Below are 18,387 nucleotides of genomic sequence, written 5' to 3'. Positions count from 1 at the left end.
CCCAACTCGCACGGCGCAGATTACTCCGCCTGCGCTTTAACCGCGTAGCCCAGGTAGTTCACCGAGGTGTCCGCACACAGCTCCCAGTCATCACGCAGCATGGCGTAGCGCATGCCGCACACATCGCGCACCGGCGTGCGCAGCGCGCGCAGCGACTCCGACAGCTCCGATGGCTTGATGAATTTATCAAACTCATGGGTGCCCCGCGGCAGCCAGCGCAGAATGTTCTCCGCGCCGAAGATGGCCAACGCCCACGCCTTGGGGGTGCGGTTCAAGGTGGCGAAGAAGAGCGTTCCGCCCGGTTTCAGCAGGGTCACGCAGGCGCTGAGGAAATCGGTGACGTCAGGCACATGCTCGAGCACCTCCATCGCCATCACCACGTCATAGCTCTCCGGCGCATGCACCGCCAGATCCTGCGCCGACTGCACCCGGTAATCCACGCTCGAGCCGCTGTCGGCCTGATGCGCCCGCGCCACGCCGATGATCTTCTCCGAACGATCCAATCCCGTCACCTCGGCGCCCGCATCATGCAGCTCCTCTGACAGGATTCCGCCGCCGCAGCCGATATCGACAATTTTCAAACCCTCCAGAGAGGCGTACTCATCGCCGCGCAGCACCCGGCGCGCATACCCGGCGCGCAACGGATTGATCTGATGCAGCAGCTTGAACTTGCCGCTGGGATCCCACCATTCATGGGCCATGGACTCGAATTTGGCGATCTCTTGCTGGTCCACGTCGGACATGGGCGCCCCTCACTTCATGCATTCGATTGGTAAACGAAACGATCCCCGGCACGGCTCTTGCTCATTTCCAGGCAAAGCGCGAGCACATCATCGAATTTTTGACGATGCGCCCCCGCAATGACCCGGCTCACTATAGCGCCGATGGTCAGTGGAGAACACGGTTCATATCACAGAATCCAGCGATCCGAGCAGCCATGGACTTCGACCAACTGGACAATTTTGACCCTCAGGGCCACATGCAACCGATCAGCCGCCGCCTGCTATTGGGCGCCATGGCGATGACCGCCAGCGGATTGATCGTGCCAGCGCGCATGGCTGAGGCCAAACCGCGACCCAACCGCATCACCGATATTCGCATGTGGACCGCGCCAGACCATTCACGCATTGTGTTCGACCTGGAAAAACCGGTCAAACACACGCTGTTCCGGCTGAAAAATCCGGATCGCGTGGTGCTGGATATCCGCAACGCCAAACTGGCCCACGGCAACTCCGTGCTGCGCATCAGCGATCCGGTGGTCAAAGCGTTCCGCACCGGCATCCCCAAAGCCGGGGTGACGCGGGCGGTGTTCGAACTCAATCAAAGCGTGCGCCCGCGCTCGTTTGTGCTGCCCGCCTCGGGCAACAAGGGGCCGCGCCTGGTGGTGGATCTGTTCCGCAAGGAGTCGTTGGACGTCGCCGTGGCGCGGCAGACGCCGGAGCGTCCCATTGGGAGCAAGAAACCCAACCGCGGCAAGAGCGTGGTGGTGATCGATCCCGGCCATGGCGGCGAAGATCCCGGCGCCGTGGGCAAACAGGGCACCAGAGAGAAGGATGTCGCCCTCTCGGTCTCCCGTCGCTTGGCGGACCTGATCAATGGTCAAAAGGGGATGGAAGCGCACCTGACCCGCACCGGCGACTACTACGTGTCGCTGAAGAATCGGGTCTCCATCGCCCGCTCCCATGACGCCGACCTATTCATCAGCCTGCACGCCGACGCCTTCCGTCTGCGCAGCGCCCGCGGCATGTCGGTCTACGCCCTCTCCGAGAAGGGCAAACCCTCGCCGGACCGCGCCATTCGCTACCTGGAAGAGCGCGAGAACGACGCCGACCTCATCGGCGGCGTCAGCCTCGACAAGGTGGTGGACCGCGAAGTGGCGGGCATTCTCATGGATCTGAGCCAGCGCGACAGCATCAATCGCGGCCTCTCCCTGGGGCAGAATCTGCTCAGCTCGCTCAAACAGGTGCCCGGCGGCAAGCTGCACTACAAGAACGTCAAACAGGCGGGCTTTGCGGTGCTCAAAGCGCCAGACATCCCCTCGGTGCTGGTGGAGATGGCGTTCCTCTCCAACCCGCGTGAGGAGTGGATGCTGCGCAAACGCTCCTATCAGCACGCCATCGCGTCACAACTGTTTAAAGGCGCCAACCGCTTTGTCGAGTCTTCCCGCTACTTGGCGTAATCGCCATCTCAATACAGAAAAACGCCCGTTCGGCCCCAGCCGAGCGGGCGTTTTCTTTTTCATACCGCATATGACGCAGCCATCAGAGCGTTACTCTTCCAACGCGCACTGAATGCTCTTGTCATCGAACCACGCCAACTCCTGACGCATGCGCGCCACTTCGCCAATGACGATGATGGCGGGCGGACGCAGATCGCACTGGGCGATCTGCTTGGGCGCGTTCTCCAGGGTGGTGAGCAGAGTCTGCTGATTGGCGCGAGTGGCCCAGCGGATCACCGCCACCGGGGTCTCCGGCGAGCGCCCGCCCGCGATCAAACGTTGCGAAATGACGCCGAAATTCTTGATCGCCATATACAGCACGATCACCGGGAACGCGCCGCCCACCGCCTCCCAATCCACCGTAGAGGGGATGGAGTTGCCCTGGGTGCGATGGGGATCCTCATGGCCGGTGAGAAACGCCACATTGGCGTTGACGCCGCGATGGGTGATGGGAATGCCCGCATAGGCCGGCCCCGCCACCCCGGCGGTAATGCCCGGGGCCACGCGGAACGGCACCCCTTCGCTCACCAGCCGTAGCGCCTCTTCACCACCGCGGCCAAACACAAACGGATCGCCACCCTTCAGGCGCACCACCCGTTTGCCCTCTTTGGCCAAGCGCACCAACAGATCGTTGATCTCATCCTGCGGGGTGGAGGGTTTGCCGCCGCGCTTGCCGACAAAATGGCGCTCACACGAGGCGGGCGCCATCTCCAAAATCTCGTCGGAGACCAGGGCGTCATACACCAGCGCATCCGCCGCCAGGATGGCGCGCAGCGCGCCAACCGTCAGCAGGTCCGGATTACCCGGGCCTGCGCCCACCAAATAGACGGTTCCAGCAGGGATATCCGCCTTCTCCACCAACATCTCTCTCATTGGCGCATCCACTCCACAAATCCACGCCGCAACACGCGGTCGCGCACGCAACACGTTTATCAGGGAAGGCTGATATTAGGCGAAAAGCACGCAGGAGGGAAGGATTGTACGCAATCAGGCCGTCACAGAGTGGGCGGGCCTACTCGCCCAGCGCCGTCATGGGGGTCTCGATGAAGGCGCGCAGCACCGCACACCAGCCCTGGGCGATATTGCGCGGATTGTAGCCGCCGCCACCCAACCCCAGTACGCGGCCATGGCCCAACTCTTCGGCGATCTCACAAATGCGTCGGGCGCTGTAGGCGTGGGGCGAGACCGAGAAGTTCAGGCGGGTGATGGGATCATCGGCGATGCAGTCGGCGCCGGTCTGGAACAGGATGAACTCGGGCTTGTACTCGCGCAGCATCGCCTCCACTTGCGGCCACGCCTCGAAGAAAGCGTTGTCATCGGCGTGGGGCGGCAGCGGGATGTTCAGTTTACGCCCCTCGGCCTCCCCCTTGCCGGTCTCATCGGCGTGGCCGGTGCCCGGGAAGATGAAACGGCCATCTTCGTGCAGATCGGCGAAGATCACCTCGGGGTCGCTCTCATAGGCGTAGAACACGCCGTCGCCATGGTGGGCGTCGATATCCACATAGGCCACCCGCGTCACCCCGTGCGCGGCGCGCAGATGTTCAATCACCACCCCGGCGTCGTTGAACACACAGAAGCCGCTGGCGGTGTGGGGGTGGGCGTGGTGTAGCCCGGCGATGGGGATAAAGATGCGCCGTAATTCCGCCTTCATGATGCGGTCGGCGGCCTCAATGGCGGAGCCGCACACGTGCGCCGCCGCCTCATACACCCCGGCATAGGCCGGAGTGTCGCCGCGATCCAGAAAGCCTTCGCCGCTGACGGAGAGATCGCGCACTTTGCGCACATAGTCGGGCGAATGGAAGGCGTTGAGCTGCGCTTCCGAGGCCATCACCGGGTCCAGGTGCGAAACAAACAGCGACAGCGTCAAACGCTGCGCCTCGTCCCAGAAGTAGTCCTGACGCTTGTTGCTGAACGGGTGGTCATCGCCGAACCCGTAGCGCGCCAACTCCTCACCGTGATAGACGCCGACCTGACTCATGGCTCACCGCTCGCACACGACCAGTTGATACAGGCCGCCAAAGAAGGTTTGTTTGGTCACGCGCGCCGGTTGCAGATCCGCCGGGATCCAGTCGACGATCTCATGGCGCCACATATCCAGCGCAAACGGCTCCAGCCACGCCAGCAGCGGACGCATAAAGTAGCGCAACGGATGCCAAGGGCGCGGCAGATGATAGTCCACAAACACCACGCGCCCACCCGGCTTAGTCACCCGCAGCGCCTCGGCGATGGTCTGCTTGCGCGTCGCCTCCGGCTGCTCATGCAGCAGGAAGAACAGCAGCGTATTGTCCATCACCCCATCGGCGTAACCCAACTGGGTGGAGTCCTGCTGACGGATGGTCAGATTCTCCGGGGTCGCGCCCAGCTTCTGCCGCAAATTGCGCAACTGCACCGGCGCCACATCGATCACGTCCAGCGCGCCGGAGTCGGGCAGCATCGCCAGCAAACGTTGGGTAAAATCGCCATACACGCAGGCGATCTGCAGGCTGCGGCCATCCATGTGCGGCGCCATCACCGCCAGCGCCAGATCGCGCAAACGGGTGAAGTTGCCCCACAGGATCAGATTGACCAACCACTGACGTTCAAAGAACGTGACGGCGCGCGGATCGACGTAGGCCCACCAGTAGGTCTCTTGCAGATAGTCCGGAATCGGCAACTCTTTAGGCCCAGATGAAGAGGCGGAGTCCGAGGAGCGGGACGCGGCGGGGGCGGAAGCGGAGAGACGTGCGGAGACCTGCCCTTTTTGCATGAGACACCCAATTTTCAACCCGTGGCGGCCTATCAGACCGCGCATGGTAGCGCCTTGTCGCCGCGCCCCGACACAGGGCGCGGCGACATTTTGTATTTAAAATATTATTGATTGATAAAGCGCGATGACGCAAGGCGCGGCGTGGCTTTTGACGCCCTTGGCGCTCTTAGAACGAGAAGGAGAAGGCGTCTTTGGTCACCAACTGCTCGGTCAGATTGCAGGTGCGCTTGGCCAGCACCGAAGCGATCCGTTCCATGAGCATAAAGCCCAACTGGGGGTTCTCAGCGCAAAAGGAGTAGAATTTCTCACCATCGACGATCAAAAACCGACTGCGTCCTTTGCTCACCAGGCCGGCGGAGGGCTTGGTGCTGAGCAGCCAGGAGATCTCGCCATACAGCTCGGAGCCGATGGCGGAGATACCCACTTCACTGGCCCCCGGGGTCGGCAGCGCTTTTTTGCCCACCGCCACTTCGCCACTGATAATCAGGCGCAGATCCAGCCGCTTGGCCCCACCATTCTCCTCTAACACCCGCTCGCCGTCGGCGTAATCCTTGATCTCGCAGAACTCGGCGATTTGGCGACACTCCGTCTCCGACAGGCCCTCAAAAAACTTGGCGCGCTGCACCAGCGTCACGTTGACCATGATTGACGTCCTGATAATGAATGAATGGAAAGTGGATACCCACAGGCACAACCCGGAAAGGGGATGGCGTTCCGAGTTGTGTTAGCCTACCATCATCCCCGATGCGGACGCCATGGAGATTTCGCGCCGCAAAACGCCTCCTCCCACCGCCCACAAGCGAGACGATTGATGAGTGAGCAGACACACCCCATAGCGCCACTGGCTTCGCAATGCCCCACGTGGAGCGCGCTGCAGCGGCATGCACAGACGTTGGCCGACGTGCATATGCGCACCCTGTTTGAGGAGGATCCGCAGCGATTCGGCTTCTTCAGTCGCCGCCACGGCCCCATGCTATTGGACTTCTCCAAAAACCGCATAACCCGCGAAACGCTGCATCTGCTGGTGGGCCTGGCGCGGGCGCGCGGTTTGGATGCGGCGCGCGCCGCCATGTTCAACGGCGAGCACATCAATGTAACCGAAGGGCGCGCCGTGCTGCACACCGCCCTGCGCAATCGCTCCGATCGTCCGGTGATGGTCAAAGGCAAGGATGTGATGCCCGAAGTGCGCGCCGTGCTGGAGCGCATGCGCCGCTTCTCTGACGCGGTGCGCTCCGGCGACTGGACTGGCGCCAACGGCACCCCCATTCGCGATGTGGTCAACATCGGCATCGGCGGCTCGGACCTGGGCCCGGTGATGGTGTGCGAGGCGCTCAAACCCTTCGCGGGCAAAGGCCCGGCGGTGCACTTTGTCTCCAATGTGGACGCCACGCATATCACCGAGACACTGAAGAATCTGGATCCGGCCACGACTCTATTCCTGGTCGCCTCCAAAACTTTCACCACCCAGGAGACGCTGACCAACGCCCACACCGCCCGCGCCTGGCTGGTGGAGGAGCTGGGCGAACAGGCGGTGAGCCTGCACTTCGCCGCCCTCTCCACCAATGCCGACGCGGTGAGTCAATTCGGCATCGACCTGGAGAATATGTTCCCGTTCTGGGATTGGGTCGGCGGACGCTACAGCCTGTGGTCGGCCATCGGCCTCTCCATCGCCGTGGCCATCGGCTTTGAAAACTTTGAAACGCTGCTGGATGGCGCCCACGATATGGACGAGCACTATCGCACCGAGCCGCTGGAGGAGAATCTTCCCGTGCTCAAAGCGCTGGTGGGGATCTGGAACCAAAACTTCCTTGGCGCCCGCGCGTTGGCGGTGCTGCCGTATGATCAATACCTGCATCGCCTGCCCGCCTACCTGCAACAGGCGGATATGGAGTCCAACGGCAAGTCGGTCACCCTGGACGGCATGCCCGTGGATTACGCCACCGGCCCGCTGCTGTTCGGCGAGCCTGGCACCAATGGTCAGCACTCCTTCTATCAACTGCTGCACCAGGGGCCGGAGACCATTCCCGCCGACTTCATCGCCATCGCCCAGAGCCATAACGAGAGCGGCGAACATCACGACATTCTGCTCTCCAACGTGCTGGCCCAGGCCGAAGCGCTGATGCGCGGCAAGACCGCTGAGGAGGCGCGCGGCGAACTGGTCGCCCAGGGTCTGGAGGGCGAAGCGCTGGAAGCGTTGGTCCCGCACAAAGTCTTCCCCGGCAACCGCCCCTCCAATACGCTGGTGATCGAACGACTGGATCCGCGCGCGCTGGGAATGCTCATCGCGCTGTATGAACACGTTATTCACGCCCAAGGGGTGATCTGGGGAGTCAACAGCTACGACCAGTGGGGCGTGGAGCTGGGCAAGCAACTGGCGAAAAAGATTCTGCCGGAACTCACCGCCCCCGGCGCCGTGGCCGCACACGACTGCTCCACCAACGGCTTGATCAACCACTGCAAAACCCTGCGCGGCCGCACCGCCGAGTAAACGCAGGCGCAAAAAAATCCGCCCGGGCCAATGGCCCGGGCGGATCGTCAAGCTCAAAAACTTTAGCCAGGAATCAGACCGGCGTCACATTCTCGGCTTGAGGGCCTTTTTGACCTTGAGCGATGGTGAATTCCACCTGTTGGCCTTCAGCCAGGGTCTTGAAGCCGGGCATTTGGATCGCGCTGAAATGCACGAACACATCCGGGCCCTGCTCCTGGGTGATGAACCCGAAGCCTTTTTGCTCATTGAAGAATTTGACAGTACCGACAACACGTTCCGACATTCTAAGCACTCACTTTTCATAGAGAAAACGGATGGACTTTCCAGCCCTAATGAGCCTTCAGGAAAATCCATAAGACGCGACATAGTAGCACACTCTTTTGCGCCCTTGGCAAGCTTTTCTTGCATACAGGTCAAAATCTTATAAAAAAATCACCTCGATGTCACACCACCGCCAGGGATTGACCACCGCCGTGCGCGCGCTCATCATCTCCATGCCATTATATAATGTTCGGGAATAGTTTATATTGTTGGGTGAATGCTTTGCGCGTTCATCTCCCTGTGCACAAAATAGAATAGAGATTACGCCCCATGGCCAAAATTGACGAAGAGCGATTAGGACAGATCTACCTCGGCGACGAAAGCGCGCGCATCGCTCAGGTGGGCGCGCTGCTGCGCAGCCACTACCCGAATATCGTTGAAGCATTCTATAACACGCTCTCCCACCGGGAGGAGGCCAACCTGTTCCTCGATAGCGCCATGGTGGAGCAACGCCTGAAAGCCTCGCTGGAGAAGTGGCTGGACTCCCTGTTCCACACCCACGACGCCACCAGCCTCACACAGCTGTTCGCCACCCTGATCCAAGTGGGCCAAACCCACGCCCGCATCAATATCCCCCTGCACCTAGTGCTGGAGGGCGTACGCATCATTCGGCGCGAGATCAGCACCCTGCTCTCCCATTCCCAGGTCGAACGACTGGAGCTGGTCTCACTGGTGGTGATCGCCAACGAAGTGCTCGATCACGCCATGTCGATGATCAACGAGAGCTACGTGGCGCACTCTGTGGCCAATGAGCGCAACGTGCAGAGCCTGCGTCTGCAGATGCAACCCCACCTGCAGGCGCTGGAGTGCGAACGCATGAAGAGCGTGCTGCTGCGCTGGTTCGGCGAGTTATGGCGCGCTCGCGCCGATGAAGATCACTGCCGCGTCTCCAGCTTGCGTCGCTCCGAGTTTGGCCTGTGGGCGTTCCACAAAGCGCCGCTACTGTTCGCCAACCGCGATATGGTGCAGCGCCTGCTGGCGCAGTGCGAAACCGTGGATGCGCTGTTGGGTTCCGGCCATGACGGCATCACCGACCCCAAGGCGCTCAGTGAGCGCCGCCTGGAGGAGGTGGATAAAGCCAGCAAACGCCTGGAGGTGACCCTTAGCCTGATGCGCGAAGAGGCGCTGGATATGGAGATGGGGCGCGACCCCCTCACCCGTGTGTTCAACCGGCGTTTTCTGGCTACGGTGGTCAATCATGAGATGGGCATCAGCCTCAAGCATGAGATCCCCTTCGCCTTCCTGCTGTGCGACATCGACCACTTCAAATCCATCAATGACACCCACGGCCACGACGCCGGCGATGCGGTGCTGCGTCAATTCTCCGAACGCCTGCTGGGCCGGGTGCGCGCCAACGACTACATCTTCCGCTTTGGCGGCGAAGAGTTCCTCATCCTGCTGGGCGATATGAACAAGGCGCGTTTGGCTTCTCTGGCGGAGGCGTTCCGCAAAGAGGTGGCCGACGCCCCCTTTGCGCTGCCCAGCGGCGATCAACTGGTGGTCACCGCCAGCTTTGGCGGCGCGGTGCATGGCGGCCATCCCGACTACAACCGCTGCCTCAAGCAGGCCGACGAGGCCCTTTACGAGGCCAAACAGAGCGGGCGCAACCGCTACGTGCTGGCCGATTAATCCCATCCAGCTCGCTGCTTTCTCCAGCGTCGCGGGAACCGATTACGCCTCAGGGACTCCATAATTTGCGGCCCATAAGCCGCAATTCATCACAAATTATGCAGGAATGAGAGACTCCATGACGACCCTTGCGCCCTCCGACGCCAATCTGGAACCCCTTGCGCAACTCCTCAGCAAAATGCTGGGTGAGCCGCGCCATATGACCACCCGCATGGGCGGACTTCTGTGCGCGCGCTTTGAGACCGACCATCCGTTTGACGCCATCGAACAAGGCAGCCTGGAGACGTTGGAGGATTTTGAGGTCGAGCATCTGCTGGCGCGGCTGTTCACCCCCAGCAACGCCCAGCGCGAAGCGGCCGAAGCGTTTCTTCCCGACGCGGGCATCGACGCCCAATGGGAGCGCGACCAGGTGGGACGCTGGCGCGCAGAGGAGTTGAGCTGCGAGCTGATTTTCGGACAGCGCAGCATGCGCTTCATTATTCCAGAGGTGCTGCTGGAGCGTTTCCTCTCCGCCCTCAACGCCGACCGTCCCATCGATCCGGAGGTGGCGCGCACCCTCTCTGAGTTGGAGCCCGAACAGGGCCCGCGTGAACGCGCGCGCCGCGTGGGTCGCCTGCCGATCTGGGATGAGGCGCGTCGCCGCAACATTCTGCTGCCGTGGCTGCAGCGCATCGCCCAGGCCGCGCCGCGCCTGAATGTGGAGCGCATGGCGTTCCTCAGCGAGTTCGTGCGCAGCTATCGCCCGCTGGATGTTCCGGCGCTGGTTACGGCGCTACGCAACCTGGTGGACTCCTATGAAAATGGCGGCGACGGCGCCTACGCCAAAGGGGTGGAGGCGCATGAGTCTGGCTGCGCCCCCTCCAGCGGCTGCAGCGATGACGTCAAAAAGCACCGCCTGGCCATGGCTAAGGCGCTACTGACGGAGTTGTAATCCACACGCCTTCGCGCCTTACAGACGCCGCAAAACAAAACGCGCCCCATCCAGTCGGATGGGGCGCGTCTCATTTCACACAGCGCTTGGGGTAATCAGCCCAGACCCGCTGCCACTGCCCGACGCAATTTCTTGCGCAGACGGCGGACGGCCTCAGCCTTCTTACGGCGGCGTCGCTCGGAGGGTTTCTCGAAGAACTTCCGCTTCTTCATCTCACGGAACATCCCCTCGCGGTTCATCTTCTTCTTCAACACGCGGATCGCTTGATCCACATTATTGTCGTATACATCGACGCGCACGAATTTCACCCCCTTCCACTGTTTTCTCTGGAGTTGATCTGAAAGTAAGCCGCGCAGTCTACTCGGACTGCGCGGCTTAATCAACGCTCTTTTTTCATAAACGCCACTTTGGCGTCGCGCTTATCAATCTTTGGGCGTCTCCAACGCCACAAATGAAGGCTCTCCCTTGCGCAAGATATACAGCAGCGCGGTGTCGCCGCCCTTAAGCTTGCGGAACACATCACGCAACGCATCCGGGCTCTTGGCGGGTTTCTGGTCCACGCTGACGATCACGTCACCGGCGCGCAGCCCCGCATCGGCGGCGGCGCTATCGGGCGTCACCTTGGCGATCAGCACGCCGCCCACTGTCCCGGCGGGCACTTCCAACTGTTCGCGCAGGGCGTCGGTGAGCCCTTGCAGCACCAAACCCAACCGCTCATCGGAGGTCTTGCGCTCGGAGGCCGGGGAGCCGTCATCGGCCACCTTGGTCTCATCCAGTTTGGCGATCTTCACGTGCAGTGTCTTTTCGTCGCCATCGCGAATCACCACCACAGGGACCTTATCGCCCACCGGCGTATTGGCCACCATGGCGGGCAACTCATTCATCTTGTTCACTTCGCCGCCATTGAATTTGACGATGACATCGCCCGCTTCAATACCGCCCTGGGCCGCCGGACCTTCCGGCTCCACACTCACCACCAAAGCGCCGTGCGGCTTCTCCAACTTCAGCCCTTTGGCCAGGGTGGGCGTCACCGTTTGAATGCGCACGCCCAACCAGCCACGGGTCACATGGCCGTTCTCTTTGAGTTGATCCATCACCGTGCGCGCCAAATTCATGGGGATGGCGAAGCCGATGCCCATATTGCCGCCCGAGCGCGAGAAAATGGCGGTGTTGATGCCGATCACCTCGCCATCCAGATTGAACAGCGGACCGCCGGAGTTGCCCGGATTGATGGCCGCATCGGTCTGGATGAAGTTGTCATAGGGGCCGTTGCCGATCACCCGCCCCTTGGCGGAGATGATGCCGGCGGTGACGGTGGTGTCGAGACCGAAGGGGTTGCCGATGGCCACCACCCAGGAGCCCACTTCCGACTTGTCGGAGTCGCCCAGTTTGGCCACCGGCAGCGGACCATCCACTTTGATGCGGATCAGCGCCAGATCGGTCTTGGCGTCACGACCGACGATTTCGGCGTCGAACTCGCGCTCATCATTGAGCACCACGGTAATTTCGTTGGCGTCCTCCACCACATGATTGTTGGTAAGGATGTAACCATCAGCGCCGACGATCACCCCGGAGCCCAGCGAACGCGATTTGTGCGAGCGCTGCTTGGGCATCTGATCCATGAATTTCTTAAAGAAGTCCTCAAACAGTGGATTGCCCTTGAAGGCATGACCCGGCAGCCCCTCAGGGCCGGATTTCTCAATGGATGTGGTGCTGATGTTCACCACCACCGGCTTGAGTTGCTTAATGAGCGGGGGCAGGTTGGGCAGTTGTGCGGCATTGGCCAGGGAGACCCCGGCCAGGGCCACAACACAGATCATTGCGGACAAAATACGGGTACGGTGACGTGCGAACATCGGCTCTCTCTCCTTGATGATCGTTGCAGCCTGCACAGTAGATGGGGCGTCGTTCGCGCGGTTTCAAGTGCGGGTGAAGCTGATGGGCGAAATGGAGTCCGGCGCCGGACGGATCACCGGGTGCGCCTCCTCGCGGGCGGAAAGCCGGTCGTTGACCCGGCGCAGAGCGAGAAACACGCCGCCCAGCGCCAGCAGACCGCTGACGGCTCCCAGCCCTTCGGCGTCGTCAACCGCCACGCCGCTGGCCAGAGCCCAATACCGCACCGCCGCGCCGACCAACACCAGCGCCAGAACCGGCGCGGCATAGATCAGAAACGACGCGCGCAGGAACTGTCGTTCGGCGATCTCCAGAATCACGAAGTCGCCGACGCGGGCATTTTGCGGGTTCAACGCGCGGAACACCGATTTCCGTTGGCCGCCGCCAAAAGAGAGGGTGGAGCAGCTGGAATCACCGGTGCAGTTGCCGCACGCTTTTTTGCGCACGGTCTCCACCAGGGCGAATTTGCCCTCCAGCGACACCACGCGCCCCTCTTCCCGCAGCATGGCGCTTTACCGCTGTTGCGCTGACGCGCTGGTCGGCTGCGCCAGGGCGTTGGCGTCGGCGCGCAGGTCCAGCGCCGCCCAGCCGGCGGCCAGGGCCAACGCCAGCACCGCCGGCGCGCCAAAACGGGCCAGACGGGAGCTCAACGCGCCCTCAAGTTTATCCGAGGAGTCGGAGACGATTTCGTCCATGGAGGCACCGGTGATGCGCGCCATGATGGAGCGGGTCATCGCTTCGGGATCGGGCAGGATAAAGCGATCAAACAGCGCCGCGCGCAGCGCTGAGAGCTTGGCCAACAGAACACAGCAGCGCTCGCACTCCAGCAGATGCTCGGCCAGCGAACGACGGGTCTGATCATCCAGCTCGTCATCCAAAAACGCCGACACCATCTCCGGATTGCACTCCATGGCCAACTCCATAACATCCCCCCTTAGTTGCATGCATAAACAGAAATTCGACTTATTATGACACCCTTTTTGGCTGGGTGTTTGGATCTTGAACTCTTCAACGGCTCACGGTTCGTCAGGCATTGGCGCGCCGGAATCCATATAGCCTTTCAAACGACTCATGATCTCCTGACGACCGCGGAAGATGCGCGAGCGCACGGTGCCAATGGGGCAATCCATCGCCTCGGCGATCTCTTCGTAGGTCTTGCCTTCCAGATCCCGCAACTGAATCGCCAAGCGCATGGTCGGGGCCAGTTCGTCGATGGCGCGTTTGAGATTGTCCATCAACTCGCCGCGCAGCACCTGCCGCTCCGGGGTGTCGGAGTCGCGCAGTTGCGGCGCCAGGCGGTCGGCGTCATCCACGTCCACGTCGCTCATGGGGATGCCGCGATCCAGCGACATCAGATGATTCTTGGCGGTGTTGACCGCAATGCGATAGAGCCACGTATAGAACGCCGCATCGCCACGGAAGCTATGCAGGGCGCGATACGCCTTGAGAAACGCCTCCTGGGTCAGATCCTGCACCTTGGCCGGATCGGACACCGTGCGGGAGATCACCGAGGCGATGCGCCCTTGATACTTGCGCACCAGCACCTCATAGGCGCGGTTGTCGCCCTGCTTGGCCTGTTCGACCAATAATCGGTCCGCTTCGCTCACCGGATCACCTTGGCGCCATACAGCGCGATTGCGGGTTAGACAGATAGCGTGAAAAAAGTTTCCAATCGACGCCGCAAGGCGCCAAAATACGCAGTTACGTCACTGGCCACCAGTTAGGTGGCAGGGCCGGATAGGCATGCGCACAAGAGTCGAAAAAGGCGCTTGGCCGTTGGGTATTTAACTACCAAATCACCACTTTTTGCAACCCCTGGCCTGGATAAACCGCCGACAATACGGTTAACTGACCGAATCAGACGAAGGATTCCCAAGCTTATGACTCACCCTTCCGAGCAACGCCGTAAACTGTGCGACTTTTTGATTATCGGCGGCGGCATGGCCGGACTTGATCTGGCTTTACGCCTGGCCGAGCATGGCGAAACGGCGATTCTGACCAAAGCCCCGGCTGGGGAGTCCAACAGCATGTACGCCCAGGGCGGCATCGCCGCAGTGATGGACCCGGAAGATAGCGCCATCCTGCACTATGAGGACACCATGACCGCCGGCGCCGGGTTGAACAATCCGGAGAGCGTGCGCTTTGTGGTGGAGAACGGTCCGCGCGTTATCCAGCATCTGATCGATCTGGGCGCCCCCTTCGACAAGACCGAGCAGGGCTATCACCTCACCCGTGAAGGCGGCCACTCCCGCCGTCGCGTCATCCACGCCCGCGACGCCACCGGCCGTCGGGTGATGGAAACCCTCATGGCGCGCATCGACGAGCACCCCAATATCAAAGTGTATGAAAACCATGTCGCCATCGATGTGATCACCGCTCACAAACTGGGGCGCTACCAGCCGGGCCGTCAAGACCAGTGCCTGGGCGCCTATGCGCTCAATTCCGCCAGCGGCGAGATCATCACCTTCCAGGCCAACCACACCATTCTCGCCACCGGCGGCGCGGGCAAGGTCTACCTCTATACCTCCAATCCCGACACCGCCACCGGCGATGGCGTGGCCATGGCCTATCGCGCCGGATGTCAGGTGGCCAACATGGAGTTTATCCAGTTTCACCCCACCTGTCTGTTCCACCCCCAGGCCAAATCATTCCTGGTCTCCGAAGCGGTGCGCGGCGAAGGCGGCCATCTGCTGTTGAAAAACGGCGACCGCTTCATGCAGCGCCACCATGAGCGCGCCGAACTGGCCCCCCGTGATATCGTCGCCCGCGCCATCGACTTTGAGATGAAACGCACCGGCGATGAGTGTGTCTACCTGGACATCAGCCACAAGGGCGCCGAGTTCGTCAAAGACCACTTCCCCACCATCTACGAGAAGTGTCTGAGCTACGGCATCGACATGACTCGCGAACCGATCCCGGTGGTGCCCGCGGCCCACTACACCTGCGGCGGCGTGGTCACCGATCAGAGTGGGCGCACCGCCATCGGCAATCTCTACGCCATCGGCGAGGTGGCCCACACCGGCCTGCACGGGGCCAATCGCCTCGCCTCCAACAGCCTCCTGGAGTGCCTGGTCTTCGCCGAGTCGGCCTACCATGACATTGTCACCCGCCTGGACGCCACTAACGCCGATGACGCCGCGCCGCTGCTGCCGCTGTGGGACAGCTACGATGTCGGCCACTGCGAAGAGGCGGTGATGATCGCCCACAACTGGAACGAAATCCGCCGCTTCATGTGGGATTATGTAGGGATCGTGCGCTCCAACCACCGTCTGGCGCGGGCGCGCCGCCGCAGCGAGTTGATCAATCAGGAGATCAATGAGTACTACTGGAATTGCGCCATCACGCGGGACTTGATCGAACTGCGCAATCTGGCGCAGGTGGCGTCGTTGATCATCCGTTCGGCGCTACATCGCAAGGAGAGCCGGGGGCTGCACTACACCACCAACTACCCGGAGCGCAACGACGCCAACTGGCTCACCGATACGATTCTGCCCATCGACCAGTGGTAAGGCGTCGGGACGGTCACCGAGCGCTATACTCAGTCAAATTCGGAATTGGACATTGGCGGTTTTGGCGATGGAAGATATCGAGGGCTGCGCCCTCGAGCTCCCAACCACCAAACCGTGGGGCGCCGCCCCACACCCCGCTGGGGGCGCACCCCCCAGGCCCCGCCGCCGACCAGTCGGCGGCCAATAGTCAGCGCTGCCGGGACTATGTCACGCAAACATTGGACATTCTGTGCAGTTTTGGTTTTGATTAATGATATATGCGATCCTACCCCGCCGCCGGGCTCCCGCCTTGCGGTGGTTTTTGTTTGAGCCGTCGAATGGTCTTGAGTCCCGCATCCACCGCCGCCTGTTCAAACTCAATCGCCTTGGCGGTGGGCAGAAAGGCGGTAAAGGTGAGCTTCATGCGTCCGTCGGGCATCATGGTGATGCGGTGGTAAGGGTCGGCGTTGAGTAGATCCAAACCGGCGCGGCGCTCAATCATGCTCAGATAGCGATTGGCCAGATCGATCTGATCATGCATCGACTTCTTCAGCGATGTGGTGACGGCCTTCTCGACCGGCTGGTGGTCGATATCCACATCACAGATCAGGAAGAAGGTGTGGAACACAAAACGCTTGTGAAACTGGCTATTGCGCACAGAGGAGGTGAGAAACTGGCTGTTGGGAATCACCACCGTGCGCCCGGTGAAGGTGTAGATGGGGCCTTCAGCGTGCAGCTCCTGGATGGTCACCGCCATCAGGTTTTGATCGATCACCTCGCCGAACTGCCCACCCACCTCGATCCAGTCGCCTACGCTGAAGGCGTCGGCGGTGGTGCGCACGATGGCCCCGGTGATGCACAGAATCAGCTCCTTGGTGGCCACCACGATGGCCACCACAAAGGCGGTCAACGACAGCGCAAAAGTGCGCAGCGACGGCGCCCACACCAGCAGCAGCGCGAACAGGCCGAGGAAGAAAATTGCGTTCTTGACGTTGGTGATGAGCTTACGCCGGTCGTCACTGAGAAAGGCGGCGTTGCCGCGCATCAACCGCACCAGGATGAAACGCACGATGGCGAAGCCAACGATGAGCACCAGAGTAACGGCCACCTCGCGGGCGGGCAGGTTGGGGATAAAGCTGATCCAGCGTGTGAGGGTCTCAAGCATGGGACAGGACGTTTGGCGAGAGGAGACAGCGTGGGGACATCATGCAAAGATGCGCCGCAAGTTGCAATACCCTGTGGCGACGAAGCTGATTTCCAGCCAAAGGATTGCGCCGACAACAACCGACCAGGAACTTGTATAGTCACCGCAATTCGGAATTGCACAGGCTCCTCAATGTTTGTGTGACACAGGTAAAGCTTGCGCTGACTATTGGCCTCCGGCTGGCCGGAGGCGGGATTGATTCGGGCCATCCATGGCCCTCACCCTGCGGGCTCGCTGCGCGAGTCCGATTTGGCCATCCTGCCAAATCGTCATAGGGTCTGTGACCCTTAAGCGGGTGTGGGCGGAGCCCACGGTGTGGTTGTTGATCTTGGGAGCTCGAGGGCGGAGCCCTCGATATCTTCTCGCTTCAAATGTCTAATTCTCTTCTGCGGCGACTATACAAAGCCATAACAAAACAAGGGCCTGTTCGTGAATCGAACAGGCCCTTGTCTATTTTGGTAGCGAGGGGGGGACTTGAACCCCCGACACATGGATTATGAATCCACAGCTCTAACCAGCTGAGCTACCCCGCCATGTGGGAAGGACGCATTTTACTGATTTTCACTTCCCAGTCAACCGTTCTATTTTTCTGCGTCACTCTTTTTTCTTCCACGGCTGGGAGATCTCGCCATTGTCGCCGTCCCAGCGTTTGATCACCGGCGTTGCGACGCCCAGATCAGTCAAACGCGCGCTCAGATCATCGGCTGCTTTGCGATCCGCCACCGGCCCCAGCAGCACTTTATGCATGATGGCGGGGTTCTGCTTTTTCACCAGCCGCACCGGACGCACCGACAACCCTTCAGCCTGCTCCATCACTTGAATCGCCTGACCCAGGAAGGGGGACTGGGTGATGGTGAGGATAAAGCCTTCGTGGGTCTCCTCCACATGCCCGGGCAGCCCGCCGGCGCGCAGCTTGATCTCCGCCTCTTTGGCGGGCGCCAGCCCATCAAACGGTCCGGCCTGCACTTCGTTGACGCGCACCATCTCGGTGGTGGCGGCCACAAACGGCTCCAGTCCCGCCTCTTGCAGTCGCTTGACCAGACGGTCGGCGCCAAATTTGAGCGCATAGCTGCCCGCCTGCACGATCAGCCCCTGCGTGGCGGGCGGCGGCGCGGATTTGATCACCGGCTCCTGGGCCGCTTTGGGACGCAGAATCGGCTCCTCCGGGTCGGGCCCTTCCACCACCGCAGGTTGCGGTTGATCCTCAGGAGTCGCCACCGGCTCAGCCATCTGCTTGGGCGCGGGCGCAACCTCTTGTGCGGGCGCCTCCTGCTTGGGCTCAAGCACCGCCAACACCCGTTCAGGCAGCAACATCACTTTGTTTTCGCGCGGCTCGCCGGTCCAAACTTCGGTCTCCTCATCCGGCATGGACTGCAACCCGTCCCACACCACCCAGGCGTTGCCCACGCCCAGCAGTATCGCCACGGCCCACGGCAGCAGCCGATTTATCATGGGAGGAAGGGGAAGTG

General features: G+C 61.4%; 17 protein-coding genes, 1 tRNA gene and 1 pseudogene. 5 read left to right on the top strand and 14 right to left on the bottom strand.

What is annotated here, in order from left to right; all coding sequences use genetic code 11:
* Window positions 1-20: 20 nt before the first annotated feature.
* Window positions 21-743 (bottom strand): bifunctional 2-polyprenyl-6-hydroxyphenol methylase/3-demethylubiquinol 3-O-methyltransferase UbiG, encoded by a 723-nt coding sequence (gene ubiG, locus MAIT1_RS06715; protein WP_085441525.1) that lies wholly within the window; start codon window positions 741-743, stop codon window positions 21-23.
* 194 nt (window positions 744-937) lie between these two features.
* Between ubiG and MAIT1_RS06710 the strand changes: the two genes are divergently transcribed.
* On the top strand, window positions 938-2,179 hold the full coding sequence (locus MAIT1_RS06710) for an N-acetylmuramoyl-L-alanine amidase (RefSeq protein ID WP_158089352.1): 1,242 nt from the start codon (window positions 938-940) through the stop codon (window positions 2,177-2,179).
* Window positions 2,180-2,269: 90 nt separating this feature from the next.
* Here MAIT1_RS06710 and cobA read toward each other — a convergent pair whose 3' ends face one another.
* From cobA to MAIT1_RS06690, 4 genes are all read right to left on the bottom strand, one after another.
* Window positions 2,270-3,091 (bottom strand): uroporphyrinogen-III C-methyltransferase, encoded by an 822-nt coding sequence (gene cobA, locus MAIT1_RS06705; protein ID WP_241893427.1) that lies wholly within the window; start codon window positions 3,089-3,091, stop codon window positions 2,270-2,272.
* Window positions 3,092-3,230: 139 nt separating this feature from the next.
* Window positions 3,231-4,196 (bottom strand): arginase family protein, encoded by a 966-nt coding sequence (locus MAIT1_RS06700; RefSeq protein WP_085441522.1) that lies wholly within the window; start codon window positions 4,194-4,196, stop codon window positions 3,231-3,233.
* A gap of 3 nt (window positions 4,197-4,199) precedes the next feature.
* Complete coding sequence (gene rquA / locus MAIT1_RS06695; RefSeq protein ID WP_085442012.1) at window positions 4,200-4,964, bottom strand: rhodoquinone biosynthesis methyltransferase RquA; 765 nt, start codon at window positions 4,962-4,964, stop codon at window positions 4,200-4,202.
* A 166-nt stretch (window positions 4,965-5,130) separates the two neighbouring features.
* Window positions 5,131-5,607 (bottom strand): cyclic nucleotide-binding domain-containing protein, encoded by a 477-nt coding sequence (locus MAIT1_RS06690; protein ID WP_085441521.1) that lies wholly within the window; start codon window positions 5,605-5,607, stop codon window positions 5,131-5,133.
* Between the two features lie 168 nt (window positions 5,608-5,775).
* Between MAIT1_RS06690 and pgi the strand changes: the two genes are divergently transcribed.
* Complete coding sequence (gene pgi, locus MAIT1_RS06685) at window positions 5,776-7,452, top strand: glucose-6-phosphate isomerase (protein ID WP_085441520.1); 1,677 nt, start codon at window positions 5,776-5,778, stop codon at window positions 7,450-7,452.
* A gap of 73 nt (window positions 7,453-7,525) precedes the next feature.
* On the opposite strand, the gene MAIT1_RS06680 is transcribed toward pgi, so the two are convergent.
* Window positions 7,526-7,735, bottom strand: coding sequence for a cold-shock protein (locus MAIT1_RS06680; RefSeq protein WP_085441519.1), 210 nt, complete (start codon window positions 7,733-7,735; stop codon window positions 7,526-7,528).
* 308 nt (window positions 7,736-8,043) lie between these two features.
* On the opposite strand from MAIT1_RS06680, the gene MAIT1_RS06675 reads away from it, so the two are divergent.
* On the top strand, window positions 8,044-9,402 hold the full coding sequence (locus MAIT1_RS06675) for a GGDEF domain-containing protein (protein ID WP_085441518.1): 1,359 nt from the start codon (window positions 8,044-8,046) through the stop codon (window positions 9,400-9,402).
* 118 nt (window positions 9,403-9,520) lie between these two features.
* Window positions 9,521-10,333, top strand: a complete 813-nt coding sequence (locus MAIT1_RS06670; RefSeq protein ID WP_085441517.1) for a hypothetical protein — start codon at window positions 9,521-9,523, stop codon at window positions 10,331-10,333.
* 101 nt (window positions 10,334-10,434) lie between these two features.
* On the opposite strand, the pseudogene rpsU reads toward MAIT1_RS06670, so the two are convergent.
* The 5 genes and pseudogenes from rpsU to rpoE form a co-directional block, all read right to left on the bottom strand.
* Window positions 10,435-10,632 (bottom strand): annotated as a pseudogene (rpsU, locus tag MAIT1_RS06665) (30S ribosomal protein S21); the annotation flags it as partial.
* Window positions 10,633-10,755: 123 nt separating this feature from the next.
* A complete protein-coding gene (locus MAIT1_RS06660; protein ID WP_085441516.1) occupies window positions 10,756-12,189 on the bottom strand; it encodes a DegQ family serine endoprotease in 1,434 nt (477 codons plus the stop codon).
* Window positions 12,190-12,252: 63 nt separating this feature from the next.
* Window positions 12,253-12,732 carry a SoxR reducing system RseC family protein gene (locus MAIT1_RS06655; RefSeq protein WP_085441515.1) on the bottom strand — a complete coding sequence of 160 codons (480 nt, stop codon included), beginning with the start codon at window positions 12,730-12,732 and terminating at the stop codon, window positions 12,253-12,255.
* A 6-nt stretch (window positions 12,733-12,738) separates the two neighbouring features.
* Complete coding sequence (locus MAIT1_RS06650) at window positions 12,739-13,137, bottom strand: anti-sigma factor family protein (RefSeq protein WP_158089351.1); 399 nt, start codon at window positions 13,135-13,137, stop codon at window positions 12,739-12,741.
* 105 nt (window positions 13,138-13,242) lie between these two features.
* The gene (rpoE, locus tag MAIT1_RS06645) at window positions 13,243-13,833 is read right to left on the bottom strand and encodes an RNA polymerase sigma factor RpoE (RefSeq protein WP_085441513.1); all 591 of its coding nucleotides are present in this window, start codon (window positions 13,831-13,833) and stop codon (window positions 13,243-13,245) included.
* Between the two features lie 273 nt (window positions 13,834-14,106).
* Here rpoE and nadB point away from each other — a divergent pair, with 273 nt between their 5' ends.
* On the top strand, window positions 14,107-15,735 hold the full coding sequence (nadB, locus tag MAIT1_RS06640; protein WP_085441512.1) for an L-aspartate oxidase: 1,629 nt from the start codon (window positions 14,107-14,109) through the stop codon (window positions 15,733-15,735).
* Window positions 15,736-16,000: 265 nt separating this feature from the next.
* Here the strand turns inward: nadB and MAIT1_RS06635 are convergent, their stop codons facing one another.
* The 3 genes from MAIT1_RS06635 to MAIT1_RS06625 form a co-directional block, all read right to left on the bottom strand.
* Entirely contained in the window at window positions 16,001-16,879 is an 879-nt protein-coding gene (locus MAIT1_RS06635; protein WP_085441511.1) for a mechanosensitive ion channel family protein, read from the bottom strand.
* Between the two features lie 495 nt (window positions 16,880-17,374).
* Window positions 17,375-17,451: transfer RNA gene (locus MAIT1_RS06630), tRNA-Met, on the bottom strand.
* Between the two features lie 61 nt (window positions 17,452-17,512).
* On the bottom strand, window positions 17,513-18,343 hold the full coding sequence (locus MAIT1_RS06625) for an SPOR domain-containing protein (RefSeq protein WP_158089350.1): 831 nt from the start codon (window positions 18,341-18,343) through the stop codon (window positions 17,513-17,515).
* Between the last annotated feature and the right edge of the window lie 44 nt (window positions 18,344-18,387).

The organism is Magnetofaba australis IT-1, from assembly GCF_002109495.1.
Classification (GTDB): Bacteria; Pseudomonadota; Magnetococcia; order Magnetococcales; family Magnetococcaceae; genus Magnetofaba; species Magnetofaba australis.
The sequence above is the reverse complement of the archived record's forward strand: the minus strand, read 5'-3'. Positions and strand labels throughout refer to the sequence as shown.

What these genes read in the sequence shown, in the direction of transcription:
- MAIT1_RS06675 (WP_085441518.1), top strand. Translation starts at nt 8,044, where the DNA reads ATGGCCAAAATTGACGAAGAGCGATTAGGACAGATCTACCTCGGCGAC.
- MAIT1_RS06650 (WP_158089351.1), bottom strand. Translation starts at nt 13,137, where the DNA reads ATGGAGTGCAATCCGGAGATGGTGTCGGCGTTTTTGGATGACGAGCTG.
- MAIT1_RS06635 (WP_085441511.1), bottom strand. Translation starts at nt 16,879, where the DNA reads ATGCTTGAGACCCTCACACGCTGGATCAGCTTTATCCCCAACCTGCCC.
- cobA (WP_241893427.1), bottom strand. Translation starts at nt 3,091, where the DNA reads ATGAGAGAGATGTTGGTGGAGAAGGCGGATATCCCTGCTGGAACCGTC.
- MAIT1_RS06680 (WP_085441519.1), bottom strand. Translation starts at nt 7,735, where the DNA reads ATGTCGGAACGTGTTGTCGGTACTGTCAAATTCTTCAATGAGCAAAAA.
- MAIT1_RS06670 (WP_085441517.1), top strand. Translation starts at nt 9,521, where the DNA reads ATGACGACCCTTGCGCCCTCCGACGCCAATCTGGAACCCCTTGCGCAA.
- MAIT1_RS06655 (WP_085441515.1), bottom strand. Translation starts at nt 12,732, where the DNA reads ATGCTGCGGGAAGAGGGGCGCGTGGTGTCGCTGGAGGGCAAATTCGCC.
- MAIT1_RS06690 (WP_085441521.1), bottom strand. Translation starts at nt 5,607, where the DNA reads ATGGTCAACGTGACGCTGGTGCAGCGCGCCAAGTTTTTTGAGGGCCTG.
- MAIT1_RS06710 (WP_158089352.1), top strand. Translation starts at nt 938, where the DNA reads ATGGACTTCGACCAACTGGACAATTTTGACCCTCAGGGCCACATGCAA.
- ubiG (WP_085441525.1), bottom strand. Translation starts at nt 743, where the DNA reads ATGTCCGACGTGGACCAGCAAGAGATCGCCAAATTCGAGTCCATGGCC.
- rquA (WP_085442012.1), bottom strand. Translation starts at nt 4,964, where the DNA reads ATGCAAAAAGGGCAGGTCTCCGCACGTCTCTCCGCTTCCGCCCCCGCC.
- pgi (WP_085441520.1), top strand. Translation starts at nt 5,776, where the DNA reads ATGAGTGAGCAGACACACCCCATAGCGCCACTGGCTTCGCAATGCCCC.
- MAIT1_RS06700 (WP_085441522.1), bottom strand. Translation starts at nt 4,196, where the DNA reads ATGAGTCAGGTCGGCGTCTATCACGGTGAGGAGTTGGCGCGCTACGGG.
- nadB (WP_085441512.1), top strand. Translation starts at nt 14,107, where the DNA reads ATGACTCACCCTTCCGAGCAACGCCGTAAACTGTGCGACTTTTTGATT.
- MAIT1_RS06660 (WP_085441516.1), bottom strand. Translation starts at nt 12,189, where the DNA reads ATGTTCGCACGTCACCGTACCCGTATTTTGTCCGCAATGATCTGTGTT.